Source organism: Candidatus Hydrogenedentota bacterium (assembly GCA_018005585.1).
GTDB lineage: Bacteria > Hydrogenedentota > Hydrogenedentia > Hydrogenedentales > JAGMZX01 > JAGMZX01.
In genome coordinates, this window is sequence record JAGMZX010000004.1 from 77,543 (window position 1) to 91,474 (window position 13,932).

The following is a 13,932-nucleotide window of genomic DNA, read 5'->3' on the forward strand; positions in this document are numbered from 1 at the left end:
CGCCCCCGATTGTGCAGCAATCCTCGTGCTCGTCTCCAGTCGGCGTAGTTGATTTCACGGCGGATACGGCGCATGATGCATCCGTCATGGGAGTGCGCGATTAGCGCGGGCGCATCTGGCGGAGGCGAGCCGTTGTGCCTTCCGAGTGGGTAGTATCGCTTGCGGAGGATTCCTATCATGCGAAACCGGGGGTTTACGCTCATCGAACTGCTGGTGGTCATCGCGATTATCGGCATACTGGCCGCTATTCTCCTGCCGGCCCTGTCCCGCGCGCGCGAAGCGGCGCGCCGTGCGAGTTGCCAGAACAACCTGAAGGAATGGGGTCTCGTCTTCAAGATGTACGCGTCGGAGTCCGACGGTGAGCGCTATCCGCCGCTTCAGTGCATCGACTACTACTTCAACAGCGGCGCGCTCGACCCGGTCCCGAATTTTGAGGCGGCCGCGGGCCCGCAGATCAACGCCATATACCCGGAATACCTGACCGACCCGGCGATCATGCTGTGTCCGTCGGATGCGGACGAAACGTTGGAGGACCTCGTGGACGCCAACGGCGCGCCGCTGTTTCTTTACAAGCCCGCGCGCGTCGACAGCAGCTACGCCTATCTGGGCTGGGTTCTCGACGGTCTGAACAGGGGCGACATCGAGGTCTCTCATTACACGCTGCTCCAACTTGGGTTGACTGCCATCAACCCGGATTTTCATCCGGAAAGGGGTCCCATCCAGTTGGCTGCGGCGTTGGACGCCGTGTTCGAGAAGGCCGCCACGTACGTCATCAATGACCAGGGCGAGCCGGCGCAGCGCGAGGCAGACAAGGATATCGACATCAGCACGCGCGACCCGGGTCCGGGTTACGGGAACGGCGGCGGCAACACGGTCTACCGGCTGCGCGAGGGCATTGAACGGTTCCTGATTACGGACATCAACAACCCGGCGGCCACGGCGCAAGCCCAGAGCACCGTATTCATCATGTTTGACTTGATTGGCACCGGCGCGGGCGTTTCGTCGTTCAATCACGTGCCGGGCGGATGTAACGTCCTCTATCTCGACGGGCACGTAGACTTCATCCGCTACCTGCCGAACGCGGCGGGCGCAATCCCGCCCGTACTGCCAACCGTGGCGGATATCATCGGCGCGATTGCCGCCGCGTAAGCGCCCGCCGCCCGGTACGGCAAAGGCAGGTCCTCTGCGAGGACCTGCCTTCGAGACTCAGGCAAGGCGGTCTACTTTCGCACGACCGGCCGCAGCAAGATGTTCCGGTATTCTACGCCGGTGTGGTCCCCCTGAAGATAAATCGGGCCTGGCCGGAACTCGTCGGACCAGAGCGCGCCGCCCGTGCAGCCCATGAGCGGCTGATTGTCCAGGATAGTCTGTCCGTTCAGCTTTACCGTCACATGCCGGTCGACAAGCGTGATGTCGAGCGTCTGCCATTCACCCGCGGCTTTCTCGGCGGAAAGGGTGGGCGCGGTCCGGCCGTAAATCGCGCCCATGTTGTGGCGATCGAGCGGCTTGCCGAAGCTGTCGAGCACCTGCACCTCGTAGATGCCGCGCAGGTACACGCCGCTGTTGCCATTCGGGAGCACGTTGACGTCGAGCGTGAGGTTGAAGTCCTCGAACTCATCCACCGTCGCGATATTGCCGTAGCGGATATGCGGCTGGCCCTCGTGCTGCACCGGGTCATTTACAAGCACACCGTCCCGCACCGACCAGCCGTTCGATACCCCATCGTCCACGGCCACCCACCCCTCGACCTTGCCGCCTTCCGGGCGCTTGCTCTTCACTTCCGCCCAATGCGGCCCGCCGATGATGACCCAGCCGTCGAGGTTCCTGCCGTTGAACAGTTGCACCGGCTTGCCGAACTCCACCTTCGAGAGGTCCGGCGCGGGCGGCAGGTCCGGGATGCGCACGCCCGTAAACGCCTGCCGCGCGATGCTCTTGCCGTCGCTCGCCGGCTCCGAGAACATGCCCTGCATCGTGTCGCCGGACACCGTTGCCGTCACGAGAATCGGATGTGTCTGTTTCCGCACGACCTTGCCCGCGGCGTCCTTGACCTCATCCTCGCGGACGCGCAACGCATGGAGCGTATCACCGTCGAAAAAGACGCGCGTCTGCGGCTCCGGGCTGCCGCCCATCCACAACAGCGTGCCGTCGAAATAACCCGCGTCGTTGCGCACTTCGAGCCAGCCCGCACCGCCCGACTCGGGCGTCAGCGCCCATCGCCCCAGAAACGGTCCTTCCTGCCCCGCCGCAACCCCGCACGCGAGCCCAGCCAATACTGCGCCAACCAGACACATCCTGCATTTCATCGTACTTCCTCCAAGTAAGGCATACGCACACCAGAGAGGGCACAGTGTACGGCGTTTCCGGTTGCGCGCTCAATGAGACAGGTCATTGCACGGACGTCGCCGTCGTCTTTCCAATGGCCGCGCGGGAGGTGGTTGCCGTTCGGTCTCACAACGAAGACGCAGCGTCACGGAGCGAGATTCCGGATGACCACCTACCTATCATGGGGGGCCATGTGAGGGAAAGCCACAACGTGCGAGAGCGGATTGCTCTTGTTGTGTTTCGCGCATGGATTCGGGCGCGAGCGCCCCCCAAGACCGCACCACGGCTCGTTCTACACTAAAGGAATAATAAATGTCATCTTTCTTTCAAAATCAGGCAATCGGGCCGGTACAGAGGTCATAAACCATGTAACTCAAATGTCTTATGCACACCATGCGCGCACTGCGGGCTTGTTCCCCGCCAATTCTTGCGGCATTTGTTACCCCGCGTTCCTCCGGGGTCTGCAATTCAGGTTTCCGGATACGGGATCTTTTGGTATAATAGACATAGTGGGCGTGCATAACCATGGCTGTTCAAAGCATGCATACGGGAACAGGTCCGCGAAGGTTGGGGAATGGGCGCCGCGGGCAGGGGGGTAGCTGCAACCGGTTGCCAATTCGTTTCTTCTCGTCTCAGCGCGAATCCCGGGAGCGGGCGCGTGTGCGCCGGCACTCCTGTGCTCATAGATAAGGCAAGGTGAAAGACTCAGGGCTGGCGGCGTGTGCCGGCGTAGCGTAGCGCCGGGACGCCGCCGGGCAACCGGGAAAGGTCGTCCTTATGATCAAGAGCGCTGAGCAACGCAATGCCACGCGTTGCCCCGTTCACGCTCGAACGGAGGTACGGCTCGACAACGGTCTGCTGATGGAAGGGGAATCGCGCAACATCAGCCTGAACGGCATGCTGATTACGTCGGAACGGCTGCTGCCCGTGGGGAACACGTGCAAAGTGGCGCTGATGCTGCGCGGCAACGTGGACCATCTCCGCATCGAGATGCACGGCCAAGTGGTGCGCGTCGACGACTCGGGCATCGCCATCGAGTTCTCGCACGTAGACCTGGAGAGCCTGGAGCACCTGCGCAGGCTGGTGCTGTATAATGCGGACGATGCGGACAACGTCGAAGAAGAGATGCAAGAGGGCGCGGGGCCTTATCCCCGCCGGTAGTACCGCGCGCAGGCGGCCGGCGGTGGCGTGGGAGGCCTGATGGCGACGACCGTCGCGCTGACGCTCAGTAAATGGGTGCTTGATCTGGCGACGAAGCTGATCAAGGCCAATGTCCGCCTTCACAATGTGGAGCGCATCACGGACGAAATGGCCGTCATCTTCGTCGTCAACCATTTTACCCGTCTCGAAACCCTGCTTCTGCCGTACACCTTGCATCGCCACACGGGCAAGGAAATCTGGGCCCTCGCAGCCGCGGAGCTGTTTGTCGGCAGACTCGGCAGTTTCCTCGAATCGACGGGCACGGTCTCGACGCGCGACCCGGACCGCGATACGCGCATCGTGCGGTCGCTGCTCAACGGGGAGCATCCCTGGCTCATTTTTCCCGAAGGCGCGATGATCAAGGACAAGCACGTCGTGAACGACCGGGGCGAGTTCGAGGTCTACAGCGGCAACGGACGCCGCCCGCCGCATACGGGTCCGGCCGCGCTGGCGCTGCGCGCCGAATTCTACCGGCACAAGATCGGCTGCCTGCACGACCGGCCCGGCCAGGAGGGTCTGGCCCGAGCGCTTGAAAAGTTCGCGCTGGATTCGGCGGAACAGGCCCTGGCCAAACGCACGGTGATCGTGCCGGTCAACGTCACGTACTACCCGATGCGCGCACACGAGAACCTGCTCGTGCGCATCGCCGAGCGGTACAAGGACAACCTCAGCCCGCGCGCGCTCGAGGAGTTGTCCGTCGAAGGCACGGTGCTGGCCGGGAATACGGACATCGACGTGGCGCTTGGCGACCCGATCGACGTGCGCGAATACCTCAACGCGCCCGAGTACGCCTCGCTCATGGCGTGCAGCCTGAACGACATGGACGACCTCCAGCGCGACCCGAAATCGCTGTTCCAGGATGCGGTACAGAAGGTGGCGCGGCGGTACATGAAAACCATCTACCGGCTGACAACGCTGAACCTGGACCATGTGTTCGCGGCGCTCTTGCGGCGGCACCCCGCGGGGCCGTTCTCCGAGCCGTGTTTCCGCAGGCGCGCCTACCTGGGCGCGCGGCGGCTCCGTGAATTGCCGGGCTATCGCCGCCATGAAAGCCTCGAGGCGTTCCGCGACCTGCTTTCCGAAGAACCTTGCCCGCAATACGACGATTTCCTGGCGCTCTGCGAACGCGAGGGCTCGCTGCGGCGGGAAGGCGCGGACCTGGTCAAGAGTGCGCCGCGTATCCATGACGCCGCGGATTTTCACCTCCTGCGTACGCGCGACATGACCTACGTCATTGCCAACGAAGTCGAGCCGCTTGCGGAAGTCACGAATGCGCTGCAGCGCGTCGCGCGGACGCCCGCGTGGTGGACGGCGCGCCGCGTGCGCGCGCTGCTGATCTACGAAGACCGGCGCCGTTTCGAGGGAGACTACGCGCGCTGGTACGACCCGGCACTGAGCAAGAGTCCCGACGTGGGACGCCCCTTCTTCCTCAAGCCGTTCTGGGTGCGCGGCGGCGTGCTCCTGATCCACGGCTATATGGCGGCGCCGCTCGAAGTGCGCGCGCTCGGCGATTACCTGTATACGCGCGGCTACGCGGTCTACGGCGTGCGCCTGCGCGGCCACGGCACATCGCCCATGGACCTGGCGCAAAGAAGCTGGCAGGACTGGTACGCGTCGCTCGCGAACGGATACGCCGTACTGCGCAGCCTGACCGACCACGTCGTGTGCTGCGGCTTCTCGATGGGCGGCCTGATGGCGCTGCTGGCTGCGGCGCGGAAAGGCCCGCGTGTGTGCGGCATCGTCCCGATTTGCGCGCCCCTGCAGGTCCGCAGCGGCACGATCCGGTTCGTTCCGTCCATTGTGACCATGAACGCGCTGATGAAACGAATCGGCACTTCGCGCATGACCCTTGAATACGTCGAGAACGATCCCGAGAACAAACACATCAACTACACGAAGAACCCGCTGACCGCAATCAAACAGTTGGCCGAGTTGATGCGCGTGGCGCAGGATCAACTCCAACAGGTGCGCGCGCCGATGCTCGTGGTCCAGGGCGCGAAGGACCCGACGGTGAACCCGATCAGCGCACAGGGCATCTTCAACAACGCCGCTACCCGCGACAAGGAACTCGTTCTCGTCGAGAGCGAGCGCCACGGCATCGTAAACGGCGACGGCAGCGAGGACGTCTTCGAGCACGTGTTCCAGTTTCTCGAACACACGCGCACGAGGCCCGCCCCCGCCGCCGCCATGTCCATCCCACCGCCGGGAAACGCGTGACCGCATGCGCTGCGGCCGCGCGACCCTCCCTGCGTCAGATAGCGTTGCGACTGCACGCCGACGGAACGCCCGCGGCCCTTATTGGTTCCCCAACGCATCAAGCTCAAACAGGGCGTTCATGAACGCTTCCGTGTAAGGGAACGTGCCCTTTTTCACGAATTCGACGTGCCCATCCAGATAGAGGACATTGATGCCATCGGTGCTCCAAGCGCCGGGCCGTTCCCACATGATCGGAATGCTGGACTGTGCTCTCGCAGCGGAACTCGGGTCGTTGATGTCCGTGATATAGAAGCGCTCGATGCCTTGTCGCAGCCGGTAAATCACACGTCCGTCAGGCATCTGGAAGTCATGGTCGAGATCGGCGCCTTCCTCAATGGCCTTGCGGTAGGCCGCCGCCCATGCCAGGCCCTCCTCCTCATTCACCACGGCGTACGAGAGATACATATAATCGCTGTCGTCGATCATCCGGTCCGCGTCTTCCTGAGACGAGATCTCGAATAACACGCTGTTACCGCTGCCGGGATTCCGCGTAATGGACGGATCGGTAAGGTACTCCGGGTAGATCGCCGAGCCCCGCGCCATCAGATTGCCCGGAACCGGGGACAGGACCGGATATCGCTCGCCCGCGTTCTCGTTGGCATACATTAGGTATACCAAGCCCCACTCTTTCAGGTTGTTCTGGCTCGAAGCGCGGCGCGCGGATTCGCGCGCCCGCGCCAGCGCGGGCAGCAGTGCAGCGGCCACAGGCGCCAGATTGGGCGATTCCACGGCCGCCTGCAACCAGGTCGGGTACTGTTCAAAGGTGAGCAGGACATTGCCCAAGTCCACCTGAGGCACCGCGTCCGCGCCAATTTCCGCGGTGAGGATCTCCATGAGCTTGCCGCCGTTCAGACAGAAGAAGCCGTGATTGGCCTTGGCCATGCGTCCCAGGTCCGCCGCAAACCCGTCCGCGGGCGGTGTGGCCGCCGTCAGCCGGTCAATCGCGTCATGCAGCATGTCCTCGCTGGTCGCCAGGAGGAAGTGCTTGTCCGTGCTGGTCCAGAAGAGGCCCAAGCCAAGGCCGGGTACCTCCTCTGCTCCGGTTATCTGGCAACCCTTATAGTCTGTCCCAGACCTGCCCACGACCGTCATGCCCACCAACCCCTCGAGCGTCTTCGGGTTCGAACTCTGGGCAATCAACACGCCGTTTGGCCCGGAAAGCGGGTCTATCCCCATCAGGGCGCCGGCAACCTCGTCGCCGAGCACGCTGTCAAGCGTCGTAATCATGCCTTGGACCATCTGCATTTCGCTGCCGCCCGCCGGCGCTGCCGCCGCGGCTGTCTCCTTGATGTATGCACGCAACCCCGGCGACAAACGGAGCCCGGCCACGGCCAAGGCATCGCCCGGCAGTGCCTTCGCCAGTTCGAGCGGGCCAGGAGGCGCCGCCTGAGGCGCCGTGCTATGCATCGCGACACGCAGACGCACCACGCTCTCCGCCACTTCGACCGCCAAGACAGACTCGTCCACGGCGGCCGCCAGCGGCTCCAGCATGGGCTTCATCAGGTCAACCTGCGTCGGCAAGAGCGGCATATCGAACACGGACTGCAGGGCCGCGAGGTTCGTGCGCAAGACCAGTTCGCTGCCCGCGGCGGGCAGTTCGGGCGTGCCGTAGTACACCTCGGCGGGATTTGCGATGTTCTGAGCCGCGCGTTCGAGCGTCTTCGGCGAGTCTCCTATGAGGACATAATCCTTGTAGACAACATAGGCGACATCACCGTTGTCATACGCGCCTTTACAGGGCTCGCCGCCGATGGTCACCTCGACCGGCGCGCCCGCCTCGAACTCCAGCGCTTCGAGCAAACGCTCCACGGACATGACGGGCAGGAAGACGAGCCCCTTCTCCTCCGCCTCCGGCGCAACGGAAATGCAGAGCGGCTTCGCGCCGTCCAATCCCGTTCGTTCCAGAAGCTGGGCCAGGTTCTGGACGCCGGACAGGCCGAACCCCTCCGCCGCCATGCCGATCAGTTTCTCGGGCGAGAACTCCATCATGTCCGCGAATTGCGCCATCGGTTCCGCGGTGAGATAGTTCTCGAATTGACCGTACGTGGACTCCAGCGAAGGCGCCGCAAACATCAGCGGCGCATTCTCGAGCGACATGGCCAGCAGGTCACGCACTGTCCAGCCCGTCGTCGTTGCGGTCGCCGCCGGTTGTGCGGGTTGCTCCCCGGCCTCCTGCGCCGGCTGCGGCGGCGCGGACCGCGCCTCCTCCTTCGTGCAGGCGCTTCCTACGATGACCAGACCAAGCAACGCAAAAACACGGAACAGACCTGTTACACTTCGCATCAGAATACCCCTCCTTCCAAATGTTCTAAAGAAGTATCTATGGTCTACAAACCCGCGAATCAAAGTCAAGAGCCCGGTCACAATCGCTTGAAGGCACAGTCCAACGCGTGCGCGGCCGAACATTTGCAGGCCTTACAGCCTGCGCGGTATACTGTCCTTTCGCGCGGTCGTCGGCTTCGCCGATGCCGCGCGCGGGCCGGGGTAGCTCAGTTGGTTAGAGCACTGGATTGTGGATCCAGGGGTCCAGGGTTCAAGTCCCTGCCCCGGTACCAGCTTCTTCCCGCCTTGGAATCCCCAAAACTACGTGGTTTTCCCCGTAATTCCGCTGCTTTCTGGTCATAGGACAGCACTGAAACGCTTTGTTCGTTACCTGTATCTTCTTTGCACAGAATTGCACCGGATTGCACCGAAAAGCCGTCAGCGAGGGGAATAGATGGGGGAAGATTTCGACCGTCGTTTTCGGCCGCGGCCGCGGCCGTCTTGCGCGTGCTGAGATACGGCAGCTTCTCGACCGCCGCGCCCAGGTCAAGCAGCCCGAGATGCGTGTAATGCGCCGTCGTCAGTTTCGGGTCGCTGTGTCTCATGAGCCGTTGCGCCACCTGAAGACTTACACCGGATTGCGCGAGCCATGTGCAGAAGGTATGTCTCAGACAGTGCAGGTCCAGGGTCCGCCCCCGGGCGTCATGTTTCAGGATACCCGCGAAGGCCAGGTCTTTGTTGAATTCGCGCACGCCCTTCTCCGGCATATCGAACAGCCGGGGGTCGTCGTCCTGCCGGAATGCGAGCATGTTACCAGACGCGTCAGAATGCCCCACAACGTTAGAGCGCTTCCTCTCGATATGCCGCGCCAGTTCTGCCGCCAGAGCCGATTGCAGCGGAATCTGTGCGCCCCGGCGCGCCTTCTCGTCTCGGGCATAGAGCACAATATGCGGCTGGTCAGCGTTCAGGACGACCTGACTGCATCGGATGGACCGCAATTCCGAATAGCGGAGGCCGGTCGCCGCGAGCGTTGCGTACATAAACGCGCGCTCGTTTCCGATGGATTCGAGCCGCTGCCGCGTCGTTTCTGAAACCTTCGCTGGACGTGCGTCTCTGTTACCATGCTGGAATTCATGTAGGGGCCGCACCCGCGCCGCCTCGATGAGCCGTTCCAGTTCATCGGGCGACAGAGCGCGCCGATTGCGACGTCGGTCTACCCGCTCGTTTGCCTTGGACAAGCCATCGAAGGGGTTGCTTGCCATGCGCGACACCCGCACAAGCCAGTTGCCAAAGCTCACCCATACGCCGCCGTATCGGTTGCTGGTGCGTGCGCTCAGGCCGCCGCGACGTAGTTCGGCGAGGTGCTTCTCCAGGACGCCCCGGTCCAGGTTGCGCAACCGCGCGAAGGAGCACGCCGCCGCGACGTTCGTCAGGACATGCCTGCAATCGGCCACGTAGTCCGTCGTGCGCCCGGCGCTGCAAAGGCTGTCCAGGAAGTCACTGAAATGCTCGGATAATGGCCGGTCGGCGTATGCGCTCATGGCGCATTCCGAAGCGCTCAGGATACCTGCCGCGATTCGCTCCTCCCGCGCCTCGGCTTCCGCCAGTACCCGCGCCGCCATGTCGCGGTCCCGGCATTGCGTCGATGCCTCGCGCACAACGCCGTCGTGCCCGCGCCAGCGCATGAACCACGTCGTCGTTTCAATCACGATGCAGCTTGCGCCGTCGCGCTCGATAACTTCCGCTTCGCGTTTCGCACCGCGTCCGTCTACCCATTGCGCCACGCGCCGGCCGCGCCGGTTGATGATGGTAGCGCCCTCCGGCAAGGACCGCGTACCGCGCTTCTTGAAAATCCTGCTCATGATTGCCGTCCCTTTTTCCGCGGCGTATAGTGGACTGTCACGCCCAGGTACGCCGCCAGCTTGTCCGCGAGGTCAAGCGTAATGCTCTGCTCCCCGCGGGCGAACCGCATGATCGAACCGCGAAACACCGACGTCTTCTTTTCGAGGGCATACGCCGTTTCGCCAGACTCATTGATCGCCCTACGCAGAGCGTCAGTCCATGCCGTATCAGTTTGCTTATCCATGTCGTAATATATATTTCTTTGCTTGCTGATTTGTCAAGTCCCTTATCCGGGTCATACTCTCTATCGAGCCGCGCGCCGACCGGAGCCTATAGGTCAATCCAGACCGTGTAAATACTGCGGTCGCTTCCTCCCCTGCTCCACCTCGACTACCTCGCCGGTGTCCGCCTGACGAAAACGCCCAAGTTTGGGCGCGGGGTTTCAGCGCCGGTAGCCGGACAATGGCAGCAGGGATTGTGTGGCATATACCCCCCTGGGGCCGCGCCGGCTTCGGGTGAGGTCGGGTCATTGTCACGCGATGGCACGCGTTTTTCCCTATTGTAGTCTTCACTTTGTCTATCATCTATGGTCTTTGTTTATTGGTTACGCGTGCAATAGCAATACACGCGTTCCACTGCGTGACATTATTGCAGCTCAATGCCCTCGTATGCCCGGTATCTTGTGCCGTCCCCCTGTCTGAGTTGGCGTATCCGAATTCCGGGAGCAACAGCAATTAGGTCGCGGCCGAAGGTCTGAATTGTGCCAACGTGGTCGCGCCCGTTCTCCTCACACCAATGCCTCCAACCTGAGAACAAGGTCCTCGTTTCCACGGAAGCGGCTGCGTCAATGATACAGCAATCGCGGATAAACACTTGGATGGGCGAACTGAGGTCCCCGAGGGTCTCGGTCATGTCCGCCGCGCTTTCGGGTATCGTAAATTTGCCGTTTCCCCGAAGCCGGTCCAGGCCGTCCAACGCCCAGAGCAACACACCGGGCAACTCCAGTTCGATGCGATCAAAGAGAGTACGGTCCTCATTGCCGTAGAAACTATTCTTTGTCGGCAATACCAGGAAACGAGACGCCAGTGCCCCAGAGACGTCCGTTAGGCGCGGCGCCTCGTTGGTGAGGATCGTGAAGCGGGTCGGAAGTCGGCCGGTCCACACCGGCAAATGTTTCCGGGACACAGTCTGCAAATCCTCGCCGCTGATGCTCAGAAGTCGCTCAATTACAATTGCCAGGTCTGAGCGTCCGGATAAGCGCGCGTCAGATACAATCGCCAGATTTCTCCCAATCAGGGGTTGCACCCCGAATTGTTCACCCAGTGACGCCAGCGTGGGACTGACAACGTTTTCCCGGCCTAGCAGTGCTGCCAGCACACGTGCAATCGTACCTTTGCCGCTGCGCTTCGGTCCGATCAGGAGCAGGATCTTCTGATGGCTCGTATCGCCGCTAAGGATGTAGCCGAACCACTCTTGAAGCAACGCAATGCATTCGTAATCGCCGGCCCACAGGTCGGCCAGGAATTTGGTCCAGGCTGTCGGCTTCGGTGCGTTGGTGCCGTAATCGAAAGGGACTGCGTAGGTCTGAAAGTACGCCGGCGTGTGTTTGTGCAACGTTCGTGTGTCCAGGTCGAGAAGACCGTTGCGACAGGGGAGTATCGGCCCGGCGGACGGTGCGCTTATACCGTCGAGCCAGATTGCCGGGGTCGCATCCGCGGTCACGAGAACGCCGGATACACCAAGCAGCGCGTCCAACATCTCTGAAACACGCCGACTTGTCGGCTTGTACTTCGTGGGTTCGTTTGTACCCGGCACCATTACGCCGTCGAGAAAGGCCCAGGCCAAGCCTCGAAGTTCGTCTGGCGTCACCGGACAGTAATGCGTGCTGGTCCAAGCGTAAAACTCATCGCGCCAGCGCCGTAGCCGAAGCAGCCCGTCTGCCCCCCGGAATCGCGTATCCAGGAGGGCTTCGGCAAGCCGCAATGGTTCGGCCGAGACGACGGCCAACTACTACAACGCGGCGCAGATTGCAAGGCAGCTGGCAGACAATGGTTTCTTTGCTGCCAAACACTCCCTGAATCTCAATGCTGACGAAAAGAGGGAGATCACGACCGAGAAGGAACTCGCGGAACTGATTGCCAGTGAGAAAGAACGCATCTCGCAAGACAAAGATTTGCGCAGCAAGTTTGCCGAGATCGAAAAGTTAATTCAGAAAAACATAACCGTGCGGGAATTCGAATCTTTTCTCCTAGACCACGAAGAGCTGCTGACCAAGTTCACCAACATGACCGATTTTAGACAGGAAGTTTTGAAGGCCTACATTGACACCGCCTTTGGCCTGTACCAAACCCTGCTCGAAAAGTACCAGGACGCTGAAGCACGACGCAAGGAGATTCAGGAACAGGCAGACAAAGAGCGAACGCAATGGGAAGAGGTTATCGACATTTTCAACAGCCGCTTTGTTGTACCCTTCAAGCTTCATGCCGCCAACAAGGTGGAAGTGATTTTGGGACAGCAGGATATCCTTAACCTGGGATTCACATTCACCGATGGGGTTGATCAGGCACCAATAGACCGCACGGCGCTGCTGCAGGTACTTAGTACTGGCGAAAAGAAAGCGTTGTACGTTCTGAACATCCTTTTCGAGATTGAGATCCGAAAGAGAGCCGGACAGTACACTTTGATTGTCGTGGACGATATCGCTGATTCTTTTGACTACAAGAACAAGTACGCGATCATCCAGTACTTAATGGACATCTCTGAGGGGCCGCACTTCAAGCAAATCCTCCTGACGCATAATTTCGATTTTTTCAGAACCGTCGAGAGCCGCTTTGTTGGCTACGGAAACTGTCTCATGGCTTCCAAGACCGCCACAGGTGTGGCATTGGAGAAAGCTGCCGGAATCAAGAACATCTTCATCAATGACTGGAAAAACGCGTTCCACACAGACTTGCGGAAGAAGATAGCATCCATTTCCTTCATTCGGAATTTGATCGAGTACACGCGCGGCCAGACCGACCCCGATTACGTAAAGGTGACATCGCTACTCCACTGGAAGGCCGACTCACAGCAGATCACGGTTAGCGACCTAGATGGCATCTTCAACCGCCTGTTCTCAACCTCTAATGTCTCGCCCGATGGAAACCAGGCAGTGGTGGACCTAATCTTCGACGAAGCGAAGGAATGCCTCAATGCTCCTGACGGCATCAACTTTGCAAACAAAGTGGTTCTCGCCATCGCCACTCGTCTTGCCGGGGAGCAGTTCATGGTCAAGAAGATTAATGATCCAGCATTCGTTGCCTGACTTCGATTGTAAACGTCCGGTGAAGGCCATCTTCCGGCGTCGGCGGGTTTGTGGGAAAATGCGGTCGTCACATCAACGGGAGAGGAACGATGGCAGCGAAGAAGTTTGCGGACGCGGTCAGCCGGGAGTCGTTTTGGGGTGAGCATGTGGCGCGCTGGTCTTCGAGCGGTCAGTCCATCCTGGGGTATTGCAGGGCCCAAGGTCTGAGCGAGGGGTGTTTCCACTATTGGAAGAACGCGCTGAAACGTCGCGGGGCACAGAGCGCGGCGGGTGATGGGCCGCCCGTCTTTGCGGAGTTGAAGCTTGTGGGAACTCGGGAGGCGTGTATCGAGGTGCGTGTCGGGGACGCGCACCGGGTGCACGTGCATCCGGGGTTTGACGCGGATACGTTGAGGCGCGTGCTCGCGGTGCTGGAGCGCGCGGGATGTTGAGTGTTGGCCGCCATGTCGGGGTGCGGGTGTTCTTATGCCTGGCGCCGATGGACATGCGGCGCTCGTTCGACGGTCTGGCTGCGGCGGCGGAGCATGTGATGCGGCAGGCCCCGTTGTCGGGCCATCTGTTCGTGTTCCGGGGCCGGCGTGGAGACCGGGTCAAGATACTGTATTGGGACCGGGACGGCTATGCGCTGTGGTACAAGCGTCTGGAAAAGGGGGTCGTGAAGTTTCCCGGGGGTTCCGGCGCGAGCCTCGAGGTAAGCGCGGCGGAGTTGGCGTGCATCCTGGAGGGGCTGGAGCTGGCGCAGGCGC

The 13,932-nt window shown here is 61.3% G+C and carries 9 protein-coding genes, 1 tRNA gene and 2 pseudogenes; 7 read left to right on the top strand and 5 right to left on the bottom strand.

Annotated elements, in window-relative coordinates; translation table 11 throughout:
- Window positions 1–177 precede the first annotated feature (177 nt).
- A complete protein-coding gene (locus tag KA184_01350; protein MBP8128198.1) occupies window positions 178–1,149 on the top strand; it encodes a DUF1559 domain-containing protein in 972 nt (323 codons plus the stop codon).
- A 71-nt stretch (window positions 1,150–1,220) separates the two neighbouring features.
- Here the strand turns inward: KA184_01350 and KA184_01355 are convergent, their stop codons facing one another.
- Window positions 1,221–2,303: a DUF1080 domain-containing protein gene (locus KA184_01355; protein ID MBP8128199.1), complete on the bottom strand. Its 1,083-nt coding sequence runs from the start codon at window positions 2,301–2,303 to the stop codon at window positions 1,221–1,223.
- Between the two features lie 796 nt (window positions 2,304–3,099).
- On the opposite strand from KA184_01355, the gene KA184_01360 reads away from it, so the two are divergent.
- Together KA184_01360 and KA184_01365 are read left to right on the top strand one after the other, a co-directional pair.
- Window positions 3,100–3,483, top strand: a complete 384-nt coding sequence (locus KA184_01360) for a PilZ domain-containing protein (protein ID MBP8128200.1) — start codon at window positions 3,100–3,102, stop codon at window positions 3,481–3,483.
- 39 nt (window positions 3,484–3,522) lie between these two features.
- Window positions 3,523–5,739, top strand: a complete 2,217-nt coding sequence (locus tag KA184_01365; protein ID MBP8128201.1) for an alpha/beta fold hydrolase — start codon at window positions 3,523–3,525, stop codon at window positions 5,737–5,739.
- Window positions 5,740–6,342: 603 nt separating this feature from the next.
- Here the strand turns inward: KA184_01365 and KA184_01370 are convergent.
- Window positions 6,343–6,519 (bottom strand): annotated as a pseudogene (locus tag KA184_01370) (DUF1559 domain-containing protein).
- Window positions 6,520–8,256: 1,737 nt separating this feature from the next.
- Here KA184_01370 and KA184_01375 point away from each other — a divergent pair.
- Window positions 8,257–8,333 (top strand) — tRNA-His (locus tag KA184_01375).
- A gap of 264 nt (window positions 8,334–8,597) precedes the next feature.
- Here KA184_01375 and KA184_01380 read toward each other — a convergent pair.
- The 3 genes and pseudogenes from KA184_01380 to KA184_01390 all read right to left on the bottom strand — a co-directional run bounded on the left by KA184_01380 (window position 8,598) and on the right by KA184_01390 (window position 11,640).
- Window positions 8,598–9,902 (bottom strand): annotated as a pseudogene (locus KA184_01380) (site-specific integrase).
- Window positions 9,899–10,126 (bottom strand): helix-turn-helix transcriptional regulator, encoded by a 228-nt coding sequence (locus tag KA184_01385; GenBank protein ID MBP8128202.1) that lies wholly within the window; start codon window positions 10,124–10,126, stop codon window positions 9,899–9,901. Before KA184_01385 ends, KA184_01380 begins: the two are co-directional and overlap by 4 nt.
- A 401-nt stretch (window positions 10,127–10,527) precedes the next feature.
- Window positions 10,528–11,640, bottom strand: a complete 1,113-nt coding sequence (locus KA184_01390) for an NTP-binding protein (GenBank protein MBP8128203.1) — start codon at window positions 11,638–11,640, stop codon at window positions 10,528–10,530.
- Window positions 11,641–12,106: 466 nt separating this feature from the next.
- Between KA184_01390 and KA184_01395 the strand changes: the two genes are divergently transcribed.
- The 3 genes from KA184_01395 to tnpB all read left to right on the top strand — a co-directional run.
- Window positions 12,107–13,186 carry a hypothetical protein gene (locus KA184_01395; protein ID MBP8128204.1) on the top strand — a complete coding sequence of 360 codons (1,080 nt, stop codon included), beginning with the start codon at window positions 12,107–12,109 and terminating at the stop codon, window positions 13,184–13,186.
- Window positions 13,187–13,275: 89 nt separating this feature from the next.
- Window positions 13,276–13,617 carry a hypothetical protein gene (locus KA184_01400; GenBank protein MBP8128205.1) on the top strand — a complete coding sequence of 114 codons (342 nt, stop codon included), beginning with the start codon at window positions 13,276–13,278 and terminating at the stop codon, window positions 13,615–13,617.
- The coding region (tnpB, locus tag KA184_01405) for an IS66 family insertion sequence element accessory protein TnpB (GenBank protein ID MBP8128206.1) at window positions 13,611–13,932 on the top strand (322 nt) is incomplete at its 3' end. The genes KA184_01400 and tnpB, both read left to right, overlap by 7 nt.

Bases quoted from the DNA above. Each gene is read 5' to 3' on its own strand.
- KA184_01350 (MBP8128198.1), top strand. From the start codon at position 178: ATGCGAAACCGGGGGTTTACGCTCATCGAACTGCTGGTGGTCATCGCG.
- KA184_01355 (MBP8128199.1), bottom strand. From the start codon at position 2,303: ATGAAATGCAGGATGTGTCTGGTTGGCGCAGTATTGGCTGGGCTCGCG.
- KA184_01360 (MBP8128200.1), top strand. From the start codon at position 3,100: ATGATCAAGAGCGCTGAGCAACGCAATGCCACGCGTTGCCCCGTTCAC.
- KA184_01365 (MBP8128201.1), top strand. From the start codon at position 3,523: ATGGCGACGACCGTCGCGCTGACGCTCAGTAAATGGGTGCTTGATCTG.
- KA184_01385 (MBP8128202.1), bottom strand. From the start codon at position 10,126: ATGGATAAGCAAACTGATACGGCATGGACTGACGCTCTGCGTAGGGCG.
- KA184_01390 (MBP8128203.1), bottom strand. From the start codon at position 11,640: ATGTTGGACGCGCTGCTTGGTGTATCCGGCGTTCTCGTGACCGCGGAT.
- KA184_01400 (MBP8128205.1), top strand. From the start codon at position 13,276: ATGGCAGCGAAGAAGTTTGCGGACGCGGTCAGCCGGGAGTCGTTTTGG.